This is a genomic window from Hyphomicrobium sp. 99 (assembly GCF_000384335.2).
GTDB lineage: Bacteria > Pseudomonadota > Alphaproteobacteria > Rhizobiales > Hyphomicrobiaceae > Hyphomicrobium_B.
Window position 1 is genome coordinate 2,828,921 of the sequence record NZ_KQ031382.1, and the last position, 13,639, is coordinate 2,842,559.

12 protein-coding genes are annotated in these 13,639 nt (G+C 57.3%); 1 reads left to right on the forward strand and 11 read right to left on the reverse strand.

The window, feature by feature from the left end:
- Positions 1-567: 567 nt before the first annotated feature.
- From G359_RS13650 to ccoN, 11 genes are all read right to left on the reverse strand, one after another.
- Positions 568-2,478: a phosphoethanolamine transferase gene (locus G359_RS13650; RefSeq protein WP_082072932.1), complete on the reverse strand. Its 1,911-nt coding sequence runs from the start codon at positions 2,476-2,478 to the stop codon at positions 568-570.
- A gap of 645 nt (positions 2,479-3,123) precedes the next feature.
- Positions 3,124-3,717: a tyrosine-type recombinase/integrase gene (locus G359_RS13655; protein ID WP_045836577.1), complete on the reverse strand. Its 594-nt coding sequence runs from the start codon at positions 3,715-3,717 to the stop codon at positions 3,124-3,126.
- 196 nt (positions 3,718-3,913) lie between these two features.
- Positions 3,914-4,603 carry a sulfite exporter TauE/SafE family protein gene (locus G359_RS13660; RefSeq protein WP_045836578.1) on the reverse strand — a complete coding sequence of 230 codons (690 nt, stop codon included), beginning with the start codon at positions 4,601-4,603 and terminating at the stop codon, positions 3,914-3,916.
- A complete protein-coding gene (ccoS, locus tag G359_RS13665) occupies positions 4,596-4,781 on the reverse strand; it encodes a cbb3-type cytochrome oxidase assembly protein CcoS (RefSeq protein WP_045836579.1) in 186 nt (61 codons plus the stop codon). Before ccoS ends, G359_RS13660 begins: the two co-directional genes overlap by 8 nt.
- Positions 4,778-7,006 carry a heavy metal translocating P-type ATPase gene (locus tag G359_RS13670; protein WP_045836580.1) on the reverse strand — a complete coding sequence of 743 codons (2,229 nt, stop codon included), beginning with the start codon at positions 7,004-7,006 and terminating at the stop codon, positions 4,778-4,780. The genes ccoS and G359_RS13670 overlap by 4 nt, the downstream gene beginning before the upstream one ends.
- Positions 6,991-7,494 (reverse strand): FixH family protein, encoded by a 504-nt coding sequence (locus G359_RS13675; RefSeq protein ID WP_045838010.1) that lies wholly within the window; start codon positions 7,492-7,494, stop codon positions 6,991-6,993. Before G359_RS13675 ends, G359_RS13670 begins: the two co-directional genes overlap by 16 nt.
- Before the next feature lie 11 nt (positions 7,495-7,505).
- Positions 7,506-8,993 carry a cytochrome c oxidase accessory protein CcoG gene (gene ccoG / locus G359_RS13680; protein WP_045836581.1) on the reverse strand — a complete coding sequence of 496 codons (1,488 nt, stop codon included), beginning with the start codon at positions 8,991-8,993 and terminating at the stop codon, positions 7,506-7,508.
- On the reverse strand, positions 8,990-9,901 hold the full coding sequence (ccoP, locus tag G359_RS13685) for a cytochrome-c oxidase, cbb3-type subunit III (RefSeq protein ID WP_045836582.1): 912 nt from the start codon (positions 9,899-9,901) through the stop codon (positions 8,990-8,992). The genes ccoG and ccoP overlap by 4 nt, the downstream gene beginning before the upstream one ends.
- A gap of 6 nt (positions 9,902-9,907) precedes the next feature.
- Positions 9,908-10,072 carry a cbb3-type cytochrome c oxidase subunit 3 gene (locus G359_RS13690; protein ID WP_045836583.1) on the reverse strand — a complete coding sequence of 55 codons (165 nt, stop codon included), beginning with the start codon at positions 10,070-10,072 and terminating at the stop codon, positions 9,908-9,910.
- 4 nt (positions 10,073-10,076) lie between these two features.
- Positions 10,077-10,811 carry a cytochrome-c oxidase, cbb3-type subunit II gene (gene ccoO / locus G359_RS13695; protein ID WP_082072933.1) on the reverse strand — a complete coding sequence of 245 codons (735 nt, stop codon included), beginning with the start codon at positions 10,809-10,811 and terminating at the stop codon, positions 10,077-10,079.
- Positions 10,812-10,819: 8 nt separating this feature from the next.
- Positions 10,820-12,445 (reverse strand): cytochrome-c oxidase, cbb3-type subunit I, encoded by a 1,626-nt coding sequence (ccoN, locus tag G359_RS13700; RefSeq protein WP_045836585.1) that lies wholly within the window; start codon positions 12,443-12,445, stop codon positions 10,820-10,822.
- A 518-nt stretch (positions 12,446-12,963) separates the two neighbouring features.
- On the opposite strand from ccoN, the gene G359_RS13705 reads away from it, so the two are divergent.
- On the forward strand, positions 12,964-13,617 hold the full coding sequence (locus G359_RS13705; protein WP_256363877.1) for a class I SAM-dependent methyltransferase: 654 nt from the start codon (positions 12,964-12,966) through the stop codon (positions 13,615-13,617).
- Positions 13,618-13,639: the final 22 nt, after the last annotated feature.

Consider the following 13,639-nt stretch of genomic DNA (forward strand, 5'->3'; position numbering starts at 1 on the left):
CGCGCAGAGTCTCTTTCGAGGGAAAGGCCGATACTCCCATACCGTCGAATGGCCGTCGGCTTATCGGAAGCTGTCGTCGAGGCGCCCGATCGACGACGATTGCTAACGACCTTGAACGGACACTTCATCAAATTCGGCTTGTTGTCTGCTTCGGGTCAGAGAGAGGCTTAGCTCCCGCGTTCCCTCCATCTGCTTTCCTCGATGACTTATTCTCAAGCGCTTCGAGGCCGCCGCTTTGATACGATCATTACCAGCGATAGAAGGAGCAAGGCCTGATGCCGAGCTCGTCCAATGCCCGGTACACGGGCAGATACGATTGCTCGACGATACGGGTGATCTCAAGCTTATCTGATTATCGGGAAGTCCCCCTGACACCACTGACAGAATGGAATGATCTTTGACCGATCGTTTGCTGCGGGAAGTTTTGTGGGGATATGGATATTGTCAAAACGCTGCATTCGGAAATGGTAATTCACTTGATGGGACACGGCATTGAATGCTGAGAATACTCGGCAATAGGCTTCCCGTTCGCAAACAAGGAGCGGTGCGCGCTTCATTGGCCACGTCTCAATGCACCGACGATGTTTGAATGCCCCCACGCGAAAACTGTGGATCGTCCATGATTTTTCTATCCCCATGAAGAGTACGGGCCGAATTCCAATTCAAGCTGTAGCTGCTTGAGGACAGGTCGTAACCTGGATCGTAGTCCTTGACGTCTACTCCCGTGAGCCCCACCACCAGATCGTAAAGAAGGTCGTTGGTCCAAATCGAATTTTGGTGATCGCGAAGCGCCTTGGCGCGAACCGGTTCGCTGATCATGAGTGCATCAGATAGCCAGACAATCAAAGAGATATGCGTCATTGCGAAGCTAAACTGATCCGCATCGTGCCCGAGTCCCGCATCTACCGCATCGGCGTGGTCAGGCAGATAGACGAAAGCTCGAAGACCAGGTAGCTGCTTCGCCTCGGCGAAAATCTGCGACAGCACAAAATCGGTGAAAGCTATACTATCGTCGTAGCAATCAACCGTCTTGTTTCTTTCGGACTCGGCGTTGGCAGGTACGTTGACTTGTACGAAGGGGGGCTCGCCGTTAAACTTCGCAAAGCTACTTGGAAAGCGATTGCAGTAATCCAGATGACTTCCCATGATGTGGAACACGATTAAATTGTTATCTGTATTGTTGATCTGACTCTTCAGCTGGTGAAACGTCTCCACGAGCTTGGAGTCGAAGTAATTCGTATCGGTTGTAAGACCGATGTGGCTATTGATCTTAATATAGATGTCAGCCGTTTCCGCGATGGCCGAAATCGGATTATCCCAGCCGCCCAAACCTACTTGATTGCTCAACCAGTAAGTTCGAAAGCCCGCGGCCTTCGCCACGTCAAGAATAGATGGCGAGCCATAATAGGCTTTACCATTATATTGGCTTGCAGACGTCAATGCGAGGCTCAACGTCGGGACGGTGTGCGTGTGGTTGGAAAATGCATGGGTGAAACGGATCCAGTTGGAACTCCGAATCTGGTCATCGAGCCAGGGCGTCGTTTGCCTTTCATATCCATAAAGGCTCATGTGGTCTTTGTTCTGTGACTCACCAATGACGAGCACATAGGTCTCCCCCTTAGTATTCTTATGTGCAGCGATCGAAGGCAAAGCTTTGAAGCGGGCTGCCGCGATCTTTCGCATCTGAACGAGCTCGTCGTAGTAAGTGGAGACAGAGCCGACGGTCGCGGAATATAGATCGGTGGGCTTGTAGACGTATATAAACTGAGCCAAAGCAACAATAGCAATTGCTGCGACCGCTCGCAGAGGGACGTGAGGGTTGGTCACCCTATGCTGGGCAACATTGAAGGCGATGATGATCGTTAGATAAATGGCCACCAAAACAATAATACGAAAGTCGACGTAAATCGAGAGAAACTCCCGCGTTTCAAACATAGTCGTTTGAAGCAAAGCCTGTGTCGTTAGTTTGGAAATCGGTACATTGAAGCTGAGATTATAGCAGAATATCCCCAATAGAGCGCCGGACAGTGCAGCGTAATAAATTGCAGAGAATATCGTCTGGAAAAACTGCGGAAGGCTACGCATCACACCGACGACGATGAGTTCAATCGCGAGGATTAGGCCCGAGAGTATCAGCCAAGAGCGCATGATATTGCGAGGGCCGAAGTTTGTATATTCGACGAAATACGCAAATCCGAGGAAGACGGCCAATAAGCAAAGTAGCGGTAGCCGGTAGTTCCGTAATTGTAAAAAGACGCCAAAGGCCCATAAAACGACTAACGTAGAAATTGCACGGTGTGCGACACCAGGAAAGTGCTGCTGCAAAGTAGCAAACAGAAAAAGTAGTGTTGCATTTATTAGAGCTATAGCGGGGCTTGCGGCGGCGCTGGCGAGCAAATCACTGGCAGTACGAGTTATGAACGTGACTTGGCCAATTCGAGACGATGCATTGAAATACGGCGATCGAAAATATCCCATTGGTTCACTCCGACGCGACGCGTTGAAGTTCTGAGAGCCCCGAAAAGGAGCCGCTGACGACCGTCATAGACGGTCGCGGTGTCATCAATCCTCCATAATCGGAAGCTTGGGGGCGTGTTTCCACAACAATAGGACGCAAACAGATTATCACGCCCAAGGATTATCTAGCTCCAAATCTTCTAGCAGGTTGTGACGCGTGCCCCCGGAGCTGGTGCAGCGAACTCATTGTGATCGGGTTGTGATCCGACAACGTGGCTGGGTTTCGTTGAAAGAATACGGGCGGCAATGCCCAGATCCGCAGTCCGCACCTTATTAGATCGAAGACACGCAATGCTGTACAACAGCGCCCCTGCTGGGGTGCCCGAGAATTTTATGCGCAGGAAATCGAAATGTTGACCCCTGCGTCGAAGCTCCGGCGCTTGGACAGTCCCGAGAGCTTTACTCCTTGGAGCGAGGAGGAGATGAAGGTGTCCGAAGCTTCGAACCCTCGCGTTGAGCTGATGACCGCCTACTTCGTTGCGCGATACACTGGCCCTCGACGCGGCGACGTGGTCAGCCTCCGTCGAAATCACTATGACGGGATCTATCTCACCATCGCCGGAAGTAAGACTTCAAATCCTGTCGTCGTGAAAGTTCACGCCATGATCAAATGTCGATCTTTTCTGCGATCTCGATCGCGTCATCGACCTCAATGCCGAGGTAGCGAACCGTGCTCTCAATCTTGGAATGCCCAAGCAAAAGCTGAACCGCGCGCAGATTGCCAGTGCGACGGTAGATCAACACTGCCTTCGTGCGTCTCAGCGAGTGGGTACCGAACTTTGCCGGATCGAGTCCGATGCTGGCGACCCAGTCGTGTACGAGCCGGGCGTACTGTCTTGTCGTCAACCCATGCTGACCGTCGCCACGACCAGCAAACAGAACCTGTCCCGACTTTCGGCCCGTCAGTCTGAGATAGTCGTCGATAGCAAGGCGCGTTTGATCGGTTAGTTCGAAACGAACGGGTCTTCCAGTCTTCTTCTCTTGTATTGTAGCGCGATCCATTGCATAGCCGCTCGGCCCGACATCATCTAAGCGAACGGCAACCAGGTCACAGCCGCGCAACTTGCTGTCGATGGCGAGGTTGAACAGGGCCAGATCCCGCTTTCGCTCCTCAATCTGCAGCTTGGTTCTTATCGACCAGACATGGCCGGGCCTCAGTGGAGGCTTCGCGCCGATCATTTTGCCCTTATTGCAGGGCATTTCTGATGTCCGCTTCTCATCTGTGCGTGCATGCTCGTCTCCTTGTTAGAGAGACAAACCAGCATGTGCCTACTCAGGCTGACTTGCTCATCCTATGTCCGGTTTCGGCGTGTATCATCGAGCAGATGGTTACTCGTCGACGATTTTGACCCAACGCGGAACTTCTTCATACGTAAATTGAGGTCCGCTTTTGGTGTCAAAGCAGACAAAATCCTGGGATGGTCGGCCAGGGCACGTAGATGCTCGCGAGCCCGGCGAGAGCTAACGTCATGCCTGCTGCTAGCCGCACCTGCGGGTTGGCGTTTATCTTGCGCAAGAAGGTCAGGCCGCTTGCGGCAGCAAAGACAGCCGGCAACGTGCCAAGTCCGAATCCTGTCATGAATAGAAATCCGCGAAGTGCCGAGCCTGTGAGCGAGGAAAAGAACACCGCTCCATAGAGCATCGGACACGCATTGAGCCCCCATGCGATGCCCAATGCGAATGGTCCGGCCGTCCGCCTCTTTCGAAGCGGCCCGGCGATCGTGTCGAACGCTCGGTCAAGGTAGGAAACTCCGCGATCTAGAAAAGAGATACGCGGCATTACACCCGCAAGCACCAGCCCCATCCACATCAGCGAGATCGCGGCAGCCCATTGCATGACCTCGAAGCTTATTCCTCCCCGCGGCGCCGCGAGCCCGGCCCCGATCGCGCCGCCGACTGCGCCAATCGTTGCATAGGCCGTGACGCGGCCTGCCTGCATGATGGCCAATTGCCGATATCGGTCTCGGGTGGCCGGCGCGCCAAGCAGCACCAACGCGCTACAGGCAATTCCACCGCACATCGCAGCACAATGCAGCGCGCTCGCGAGTCCGAATGCGATTCCCGATATGACCACCGATTCAAGCATGGCGATCCGCAGACTCTTCCTGCGCGGCCGTGTTCGCAGGCTCGCCGTCCTCGATGGCCCTCCAGCCGGCGCCGTCGAGATCTTCGAACTGACCGCTGCGCAGCGCCCATAAAAAGCCGCCGAGCCCCATCAGCCCGAGCGTCAATGCTGCAGGAATGAGCCACGCGAGAGAGGTCATTGGTACCTCCTGACGGACTTTAAGCGGAGCTTCTTCGTCCTGAGGCGGATCGCATTTGCCGTCACGACGATCGACGATGTCGACATGGCCAGCGCCGCGACCAACGGCGTCACATGCCCGAGCATCGCAATCGGCACAAAGACCGCGTTGTATCCAATCGCAATTGCAAAGTTCTGCAGGGCCATCCGCCGTGCAGCCTGAGCGACCTTCAGCGTCTCGACGACCGGTTCGAGCCGATCGCCTTGAAATACCGCGTCTGCGGCTGCCTGGCTGATGTCGACCGCCGATGCGGGCGACATCGAGGCATATCCTGCCGCCAGCGCCGGGGCATCATTCAGCCCGTCGCCGACCATCAGCGTCTTATGACCTTTCGCTCGTAATCCGCCGATGCGTTCAAGCTTCTCAGATGGACGCAACGCACCCTGCCAATCCGTGATCGCGCTCGCAGCAGCGGCACGTGCAACGGCCTGAGGCCGGTCGCCAGACAGCAATTCGACGGCGTAGCCGGCATCTCGCAGCGCTTTGACGGTTTCTCCCGCGTCGGGCCGAATGAGATCGAAAAAGCGGAAGCCAATCGGCGCTCCATCGGCCGACTTGTACCAGAGAGAAGCCTCGGCATTCTGATCGGCACCAGCGCCGACCCAATGCGCAGACCCGAGTCGTTCCTCTCGTCCCTCTTTGATATATGAGAGCCCGGAGCCGGGGACCTCCTGAACGCCTTCGACAGCGTCAATGACGATCCCGCGGTCACGTGCGGCACGAACGATGGCTTGTGCATAGGGATGCCGGCTCGTAACCGCGAGCGAAGCAACGCGGGCTAGAAGCTTGGAATCGATCTTCTGATCGTCAGCCAGTACAATCTGCTCGAGTGTCAGGGTGCCCGTCTTGTCGAAAACGACGCTGTCGATCTCGCCCATCCGTTCGAGACCGTCGGCCGCCTTGACGATGACGCCCCGACGGAATAGCCGGCTCATGGCCGCGACCTGCACAGCGGGCACCGCTAGCGCCAAGGCGCACGGGCACGTGATGATCAACACTGCGATAGCATGAGTGAGCGAGAGCTCCCACCCGCTTCCCATGAGCATCCAGCCCGTGAACGTCAGCAGCCCGAGCACATGAACGGCAGGCGCATAAATTTGGGCCGCTCTGTCGGCGAGCCGTACATAGCGGCCTCTGCTTTGCTCTGCCGCGATCATCAGGCGACCGATTTCCGCGAGCAGCGTGTTCTCGTCGGCGACGGTGACACGAATGTGCAAAATCCCGCCGCCGTTGACCGTGCCGGCGTGAACGTGAGCGCCCGGCGCTACACTGCGCGGTACGGTCTCGCCGGTAATCAAACTCTCGTCGATTTCGCTGACGCCTGAGGCAATGATGCCATCTGCGGGTATGCGCTCCCCGGCAGCAACCGCCACCCGCATCCCCGGCAAGAGAGCGCGAGCCGGGAGGGAGCGCACCGATCCGTCTTCGGAAACCACAGTCGCGCTCATGGCCCTAAGGCTCAGCAGATTTTCCGCGGCACCTCTAGCTCGTACGCGCATGCTCTCATCGAGCGTCCGGCCAATCAGAAGAAAGAAGACGAGCGTCGTCGCGGCATCGAAATAGACCTGCTCCGACCCCTTTATCGTCTGGAATAGACTCATCGCGGTCGCGAGGAGGATGCCGAGAGAGATCGGAACATCCATGTTGAGGCGGCGAGCGCGCAGAGCCGAGAAAGCCGAACGAAAGAATGGTTGGCCGGCATAGGCGATGGCCGGCAGCGCTATGAGCGCTGACACCCAATGAAAGAGGTCGCGCACCGAGCTGTCCATATCGGACACTTCGCCGGACCAGACCGATACGGACAGCAGCATGATGTTGGCCGCTGCGAAACCCGCGACGCCAACCCTTGGAATGAGTTCGCTCGTGCGCCCGCGCGAAGCTGCCGTCTCCGCGCCTTCGACGAGTTCTGCGGCTGTGTAGCCGACATTCTTCAAAGCTGCGACGAGGTCCGGCACATCGGGACCTGCACTGTCGGTTCGGCGGAGTGTTACCGTCACGCGGTGCAGAGCGAGGTTGGCGCGTGCTGCTGAAACACCTCGAATGCTTCTTAGCGCCGTCTCCACTGTGCGGATGCAGTTTCCGCAAACGATCTCGGGAACGGACAGCGTCACCGTCTCGAGGTTTGCCGTGGGATCCTGGAGCGACGCGTTCTGCTGCGCCGGCGGAGCGATCAGGGCTGCTTCCATAGCCGCGCCTTTGCTCGATAGACGATGCTTCGCTGGGCGCCATCGCCTTGGCTGGCAACCAGCGATATATCCCACGTGCCTTCCGACAGATTGGGCACGACCGTCGAATAGGTCCCTCCACCTGCAGCGGTCAGGACCAGATTATGATCGGCAATATCCGTTGCCGGGCGGCCGATAGTCCCGGTGATTTGCAAGCCGTCGACGCCGTGACCCGCATGGTCTTTAAGCGTCACACTGAACGTCCCGGTCCGACCGTCGAACTTTGTAGATTCTGTCCAGCCGCGCTCATCCTGCCGGCGTTCCTCGGCGATGCGCTGATTGTACAGCAGGCCCGTCCGGTAGGCGTCCGGCGTATCGCCGCCGAATGTCGAGACGGCCTTATAAATCATCACACCATCGACCGCAGTGACGATCAGGAAGAAGGCGATCATGCCGAACAGCACATGCCAACCGTTGATCCCGCCTCGGCCAGAAATTGTTTGTTTCATGACGTCGGCTTTCATGGCACTGGCCCGCTGAACGTCGTCGAACGCGAAGTTGATTTCCCATCCGCAATGTCCGTCACGGTGATCGTCATGGGAGTCGACTCCCCCTTGATTTCTTTCCGCGCGGAAGGATTGAGAGAAACGAAGAACTTCACCGCGCGGACTTCCGCGGGGGCGACATCCATTACAGGATCCTGATTATCGAACTCGATAAACTGGAGACGGGCGCCCGGAAGTCCTGAAATGGCGATCCTAAAATGCCGCGTGCTCTGCAGCTTGTTGGCAATTTTCACCGTGTAGCCGTTGCGCAGACCGCCGTCACTCAACAGAACGAACAACGGATTGCGGTCGGGCGCGACGCTGACTTGTGTATCTGCGCGGTTGAGCAGCGACCACAACATGAGGCCGCCGATGGCCGTAATCAGAATCGAATAGAGGATTGTTCGTGGCCGTACGATCCGCCAGCCGTCGCGAGGACCTTTGGTGGCGCATTCGAGGTTGGCTGCCGTCGTATAGGCAATCAACTCGCGCGGACGGCCGATGCGATCCATGATCTCATTGCAAGCATCAATGCATAGCGCGCATTGTATGCACTCAAGCTGTGCGCCATTGCGAATGTCGATGCCTGTAGGGCAGACGGCGACACAAGCTTTACAGTCTATGCAGTCGCCCCTTCCCTCCCAGCTCTCGTCGCGCTTATGCGAGCCGCGGGGTTCGCCTCGGACATCACGATAGGAAATGAAGAGGGAATCGCGGTCGAGCATTGCCCCTTGGATGCGCGGCCAGGGGCACATGTAAATGCAGACCTGCTCCCGCGCGATGCCGCCTAGCAGATAGGTTGTAAGGGTGAAGATTCCGAGAAAGACGTACGCGACCGGCGGAGCAGTTCCGGTGGCGAGTTCGACAGCAAGGGTCGGCGCATCGCGAAAGTAAAATACGAGAGCGCCGCCGGTGGCGAGAGCGATCAGCACCCACGAAATATGGGTGGCGGTTTTCTTCCAGAGCTTCTCAAATGACCAGCCATTCTGATCGAGACGCAAGCGAGCGTTACGATCACCCTGCCAAAATCGCTCGACTGCGATCATCAGATCGGTCCAGACCGTCTGTGGGCATGCATACCCGCACCACATTCGCCCTGCGATTGCCGTCACTAGAAAAAGACATAGTGCTGAGAGGACCAGTGCACCCGTCACATAATAGAATTCTTGCGCCCAAATCTCTATCGGTCCGAACAGCAGTCGCTGGTTGGCAAAGTCGAGAAGAAACGCTTGATCAGGCAGGCCCGGACCGCGATGCCATCTGATCCATGGCAGCATGTAATAAATGCCGAGCGTGATCGCCGTGACGGCCCATTTGATGTTTCGGAAGGTTCCATGCGCTTCTTTTGGATATATCTTCTTATGCGACGCATAGATGCTCGTCTGAATCGGCGCGTTGTTGGGCTTGGCTTCGCCGCTGCCATTATCCACAATGAACTTGTTGGGCCCGTCTAGCATCGTCATTTAGGCGCCTCGGCCGGTGCGGTCTTTTCAGGCTCGGGTTTGCCGCCTCCAAGTGAATGGACATAGAGCGCGACCATCTCGATCGAGACGGGATCGAGACGACCGGTCCACGCCGGCATCATTCCTCCGCGACCCGTTTCGATGCTGCGCATCACCGCTTCCTGACTACTGCCGTAGAGCCAGATGGCATCGGTCAAATTCGGTGCGCCAATGTCGGTGTTACCTTTGCCGTCAGGCCCGTGACATGCTGCGCAATTGTCCGCGAAGATTGCTGCGCCTCGTGAAGCGGCCGCGGCATCGACATTGAGGTGCGAGAGCGAGCGGACATAATTGGCGACATCCCTGATCTGCGCCGGCTCAAGGATTTTATCGAGACCGAACCGCGGCATGGCTGTGTCGCGGGTCTTCGGATCGCCGGATCTAATGCCGTGAGTGATGGTCGTTTGGATATTTTCGAGATCGCCGCCCCACAGCCAATCGTCATCGTTGAGATTGGGATATCCAACGGCACCCTGCGCGCCACGGCCGTGACAAGGGGCGCAGTTGTCGCCGAAAATAGCGGCGCCACCGTCTCGAGCGAATTCGAATAGCTCGGGATTCTTTTTGATGTCGGCTATGGGCGTCTTCGCAATCGCCGCGCGATACTGGTCCTGCGCCGCCTTTGCCATAGCGACGTCTTTCGCAACTGCACTGCGTTGGCTGTGACCGAGAAAACCTTTCGTATAGTCAGTCAGGGTCGGCCAAGCCGGATAAACGAGCCAATAGCCAAATGCCCAGGCTATACAGGCATAGAAGACATGCAACCACCATCGCGGTAACGGCTTGTTGAGTTCCATCAGGTCGCCGTCCCACACATGCCCTGTGGTCTCGGTGCCGGTTACCTCATCAATGCGCTTTTGGCTGACCATCGGCTGTCACTGTTTCTCTATTCTGTCCAGATCGATCGCCGTCTTCGCCACGTGCTCGAACGTGGATTTGTTCGACGAGCGAAATGCGTAGATGAACGCCGCGACGAGAAGCGCCATGAAAATCGCCATCGAGACGAGTTGCGAGAGAACCTGTGCTTCGTCGTAAGTCATAGTCTCACCTGAGATTGGGACCGCTGGCGTCGAATTTCGTGAAGTCCACGAGTGTGCCAAGCATCTGCAGATAGGCGACAACAGCATCGAGCTCGCTTGGCGGCACGTCGTCACCAAGCTGCCCGTCGAATCTTCTGGCCTGTGCCTTCGGATACCGCTGCATCAGGGCCTTCGTCGCGCTTGTGTCGGAAGAGACCTGCGCAAGCAAATCAGCATTGGCGTTGGCGATCATCTCGTCGGTGTAAGGCACGCCGATACGCTGCAACGTCTTCATGCGATCTGCGATGTTGCTGTAGTCGAGCGGTGTCTTTTCGAGGAATGGGTAGCCGGGCATGATCGAAGCCGGCACGACCGAACGCGGGTCTCGCATATGCTCGACATGCCAAGCGTCGGAATACTTGCCGCCAACCCGAGCGAGATCAGGACCATTGCGCTTCGATCCCCACTGGAAGGGGTGATCGTACATGCTCTCTGCGGCTAGCGAGTAATGTCCATAACGCTCGATCTCGTCTCGCAATGAGCGGATCATCTGGCTGTGGCAATTGTAGCAGCCTTCGCGCACGTAGATATCGCGGCCCGCGAGTTCCAGCGGCGAATAGGGGCGCATGCCTTCGACCTTCTCGATCGTGGACTGCAGCATGAAGAGAGGCGCGATTTCGATGATGCCGCCGATCGAGACCACAATCAGAGTGGCGATCAGGAGAATGAGGGAATTCTTTTCGAAGATTGCGTGGTTCATAGCTTCCCTCATTCAGCCGGAGCGGCGACGATGCCGGGGCGGAGTTCGGGTGCAGCCGCGACACGGGGCTGATCCTTAAGGTCGACTGGGTGGGCCCCCTTAATCGTGCGCCAGACATTGTAGGCCATGATCAAGCCGCCGATCAGGAAGAGCGCGCCACCCGTCGCGCGGATGACGTACGGCCAATGAAGCGCTTCGACGGTCTCGATGAACGAATATTTGAGGAAGCCGAGGTGATCGTAGGCACGCCACATCAGGCCTTGCGTAATACCGGCCACCCACATCGACGTGATGTAGAGAACGATGCCGATCATCGCCAGCCAGAAGTGCCATTCGACGAGGCGCATCGAATAAAGGCCTTCGCGCTTCCAGAGCCAAGGGACCATGCAATAGACGGCGCCGAAGGAGATCATACCGACCCACCCGAGCGCGCCCGAATGCACGTGCCCAATCGTCCAATCCGTATAGTGAGAAAGGGAGTTCACCGCCTTGATTGACATCAGCGGCCCTTCGAACGTCGACATGCCGTAGAAGGCGACGGAGACGACGAGCAGGCGAATGACGGCGTCGGTTCTGAGCCGATCCCAGGCGCCCGAGAGCGTCATCAGGCCATTGATCATGCCGCCCCACGACGGCATCCACAGCATGATCGAGAACGTCATGCCGAGCGTCTGTGCCCAGTCCGGCAGCGCCGTGTAATGGAGATGGTGCGGTCCTGCCCAGATGTAAAGAAAGATCAGCGACCAGAAGTGTACGATCGACAAGCGATAGGAATAGACGGGCCGCTCGGCACGCTTCGGAATGAAGTAATACATGATGCCGAGGAAACCTGCCGTCAGGAGGAAGCCGACGGCGTTATGCCCGTACCACCACTGGGTCATTGCGCCTTGAACGCCGGGGAACAACGGATAGCTCTCGGAGCCCAGAAGCGACACGGGAAGCGCGAGATTGTTGATGATGTGCAGCATTGCGATCGTCACGATGAAGGCGAGATAGAACCAGTTCGCGACGTAGATGTGCGGCTCCTCGCGCTTTCTGAGCGTGCCGAGGAAGATCAACAGATAGGCAACCCAAACGATCGTCAGCCAGATGTCGACGTACCATTCGGGTTCGGCATATTCCTTTCCTTGGGTAACGCCGAGAACATAGCCGGTCGCGGCCAACACGATGAAGAGCTGATATCCCCACACGACGAACCAAGGAGCCCACTTGCCTGGGAGCCGTGCTCGGCAAGTCCTCTGAACGACATAAAGAGATGTTGCAATCAGCGCATTGCCGCCGAATGCAAAGATAACGGCGGACGTATGCACCGGCCTCAGCCGGCCGAAATTGGTCCAGGGCAAATCGAAATTGAGCGCGGGGAACGCGAGCTGCCAGGCAAGAACGTCGCCGACGAGAAATCCGACGACGCCCCAAAATACGCACGCGACAGTCGCAACACGAACGGGCCCGTCGAAATAGCCGGACGCTTTTTCTCTCCGGAGGTCTGTCGGATGGGAAAGAATATAAACACCGGCCGTTGCGCTCGCCGCGCAGAGTATCAAGCCGTGCAGCCGCATGCCCTCGTCGACGCCGGCAACTGCCAAAATCAATCCGATGATCGCAAAGAGCAGAGCGCTACCGAGAGCCAGCATATCACTTAGGCCGGATCTTTCGTCGGCGGTGTCTTTCACGATCGCCCTCCCCCATCCGGTCCGTTGATTGCGGACGTTATTTTAACTGGGTCATTTCCTTGATCCGCGACGCGCGACTTGACCTTGACTTGTGTCAAAGTACGCCAGATTCGCATTTCCCCCTGCCGCCCAAGGCGGGAGTGTGTCACCGGCGCTGACGGCTTCCGATTTCTGCTCTTATGCCCTCGCGGACCGTCGATTCCGGCCTATCAACGTCCGCTTTTGGCCCGAAGCGTCGGAGAGGCGACGACCGCTCTCGGATAACCCCTACCGCAGTGGCGCCGGTTGACCCTGTTCGCGACACTCATCCCAGAAGCAGAAGTTGGCCTCACTTGGATGGGCCACGCGTACGCCGTCGCCCGCCAGGTCCGCTTTCTGGGGACGACCGGTCGAAGTTGCGGACGGCTGATGCGTGCTCATGGCCCCTAGCGGACTTGTAACCGGCGGAACACTTCCACAGAAGGAGGTTCTTTAAGCAGATCCAATTCCATTCATTCAAAGAGGAAGTCATGGGTCTTTACGCTCGATACATCGGTCCGCGCTTCGTAAGCTGCCTCTGCTCCATGCAAGACATTACCGCCGAACGCTTGAAGGTCGTACCTTACGCGTCAGGCGTAGTGCTCGAGATTGGGATTGGCCCGGGTCTCAACTTGCCGCTCTACGATCCGGCGCGTGTGGAACGCGTGATAGGCGTCGATCCCGGCTCGGATTTTCTTCGTATCGGCTCCGGGCGGCACGCGACGTCTCCGGTGCTCCTGGAGATTATCGAGGCGCCTGCCGAGGCATTGCCGCTATCCGACGCTTCGATAGACACGGCGGTCGTCACCTACACCCTGTGCTCCGTCGAAGATCCCATGCGCGTACTTGCAGAGCTACGGCGCGTTCTTAAGCCGACAGGCCGCGTGCTGTTCTTGGAACATGGGCTGGCACACGATGAGAAGGTCGCAACGTGGCAGCATCGGCTCAACCCAATATGGAAGCGCCTCGCCGTTGGCTGCAATCTGAACCGACCTGTCGCGTCGAACTTTGAAAAAGCCGGCTTTCGGCTGCCAGAGGTTGATCACTACTACCTTGACGGCGTGCCGCGCTCGGTCGGGTATCTTTGCAGGGGCGTCGCGGTCTCGACAGGCTGACGTTCAATTCGCACAAGCAATG

What these genes read in the sequence shown, in the direction of transcription:
- G359_RS13660 (WP_045836578.1), bottom strand. Translation starts at nt 4,603, where the DNA reads ATGCTTGAATCGGTGGTCATATCGGGAATCGCATTCGGACTCGCGAGC.
- G359_RS13670 (WP_045836580.1), bottom strand. Translation starts at nt 7,006, where the DNA reads ATGGAAGCAGCCCTGATCGCTCCGCCGGCGCAGCAGAACGCGTCGCTC.
- ccoP (WP_045836582.1), bottom strand. Translation starts at nt 9,901, where the DNA reads ATGGTCAGCCAAAAGCGCATTGATGAGGTAACCGGCACCGAGACCACA.
- ccoN (WP_045836585.1), bottom strand. Translation starts at nt 12,445, where the DNA reads ATGCTGGCTCTCGGTAGCGCTCTGCTCTTTGCGATCATCGGATTGATT.
- ccoS (WP_045836579.1), bottom strand. Translation starts at nt 4,781, where the DNA reads ATGACCTCTCTCGCGTGGCTCATTCCTGCAGCATTGACGCTCGGGCTG.
- G359_RS13690 (WP_045836583.1), bottom strand. Translation starts at nt 10,072, where the DNA reads ATGACTTACGACGAAGCACAGGTTCTCTCGCAACTCGTCTCGATGGCG.
- G359_RS13655 (WP_045836577.1), bottom strand. Translation starts at nt 3,717, where the DNA reads ATGCCCTGCAATAAGGGCAAAATGATCGGCGCGAAGCCTCCACTGAGG.
- ccoO (WP_082072933.1), bottom strand. Translation starts at nt 10,811, where the DNA reads ATGAACCACGCAATCTTCGAAAAGAATTCCCTCATTCTCCTGATCGCC.
- G359_RS13675 (WP_045838010.1), bottom strand. Translation starts at nt 7,494, where the DNA reads ATGAAACAAACAATTTCTGGCCGAGGCGGGATCAACGGTTGGCATGTG.
- G359_RS13650 (WP_082072932.1), bottom strand. Translation starts at nt 2,478, where the DNA reads ATGGGATATTTTCGATCGCCGTATTTCAATGCATCGTCTCGAATTGGC.
- ccoG (WP_045836581.1), bottom strand. Translation starts at nt 8,993, where the DNA reads ATGACGATGCTAGACGGGCCCAACAAGTTCATTGTGGATAATGGCAGC.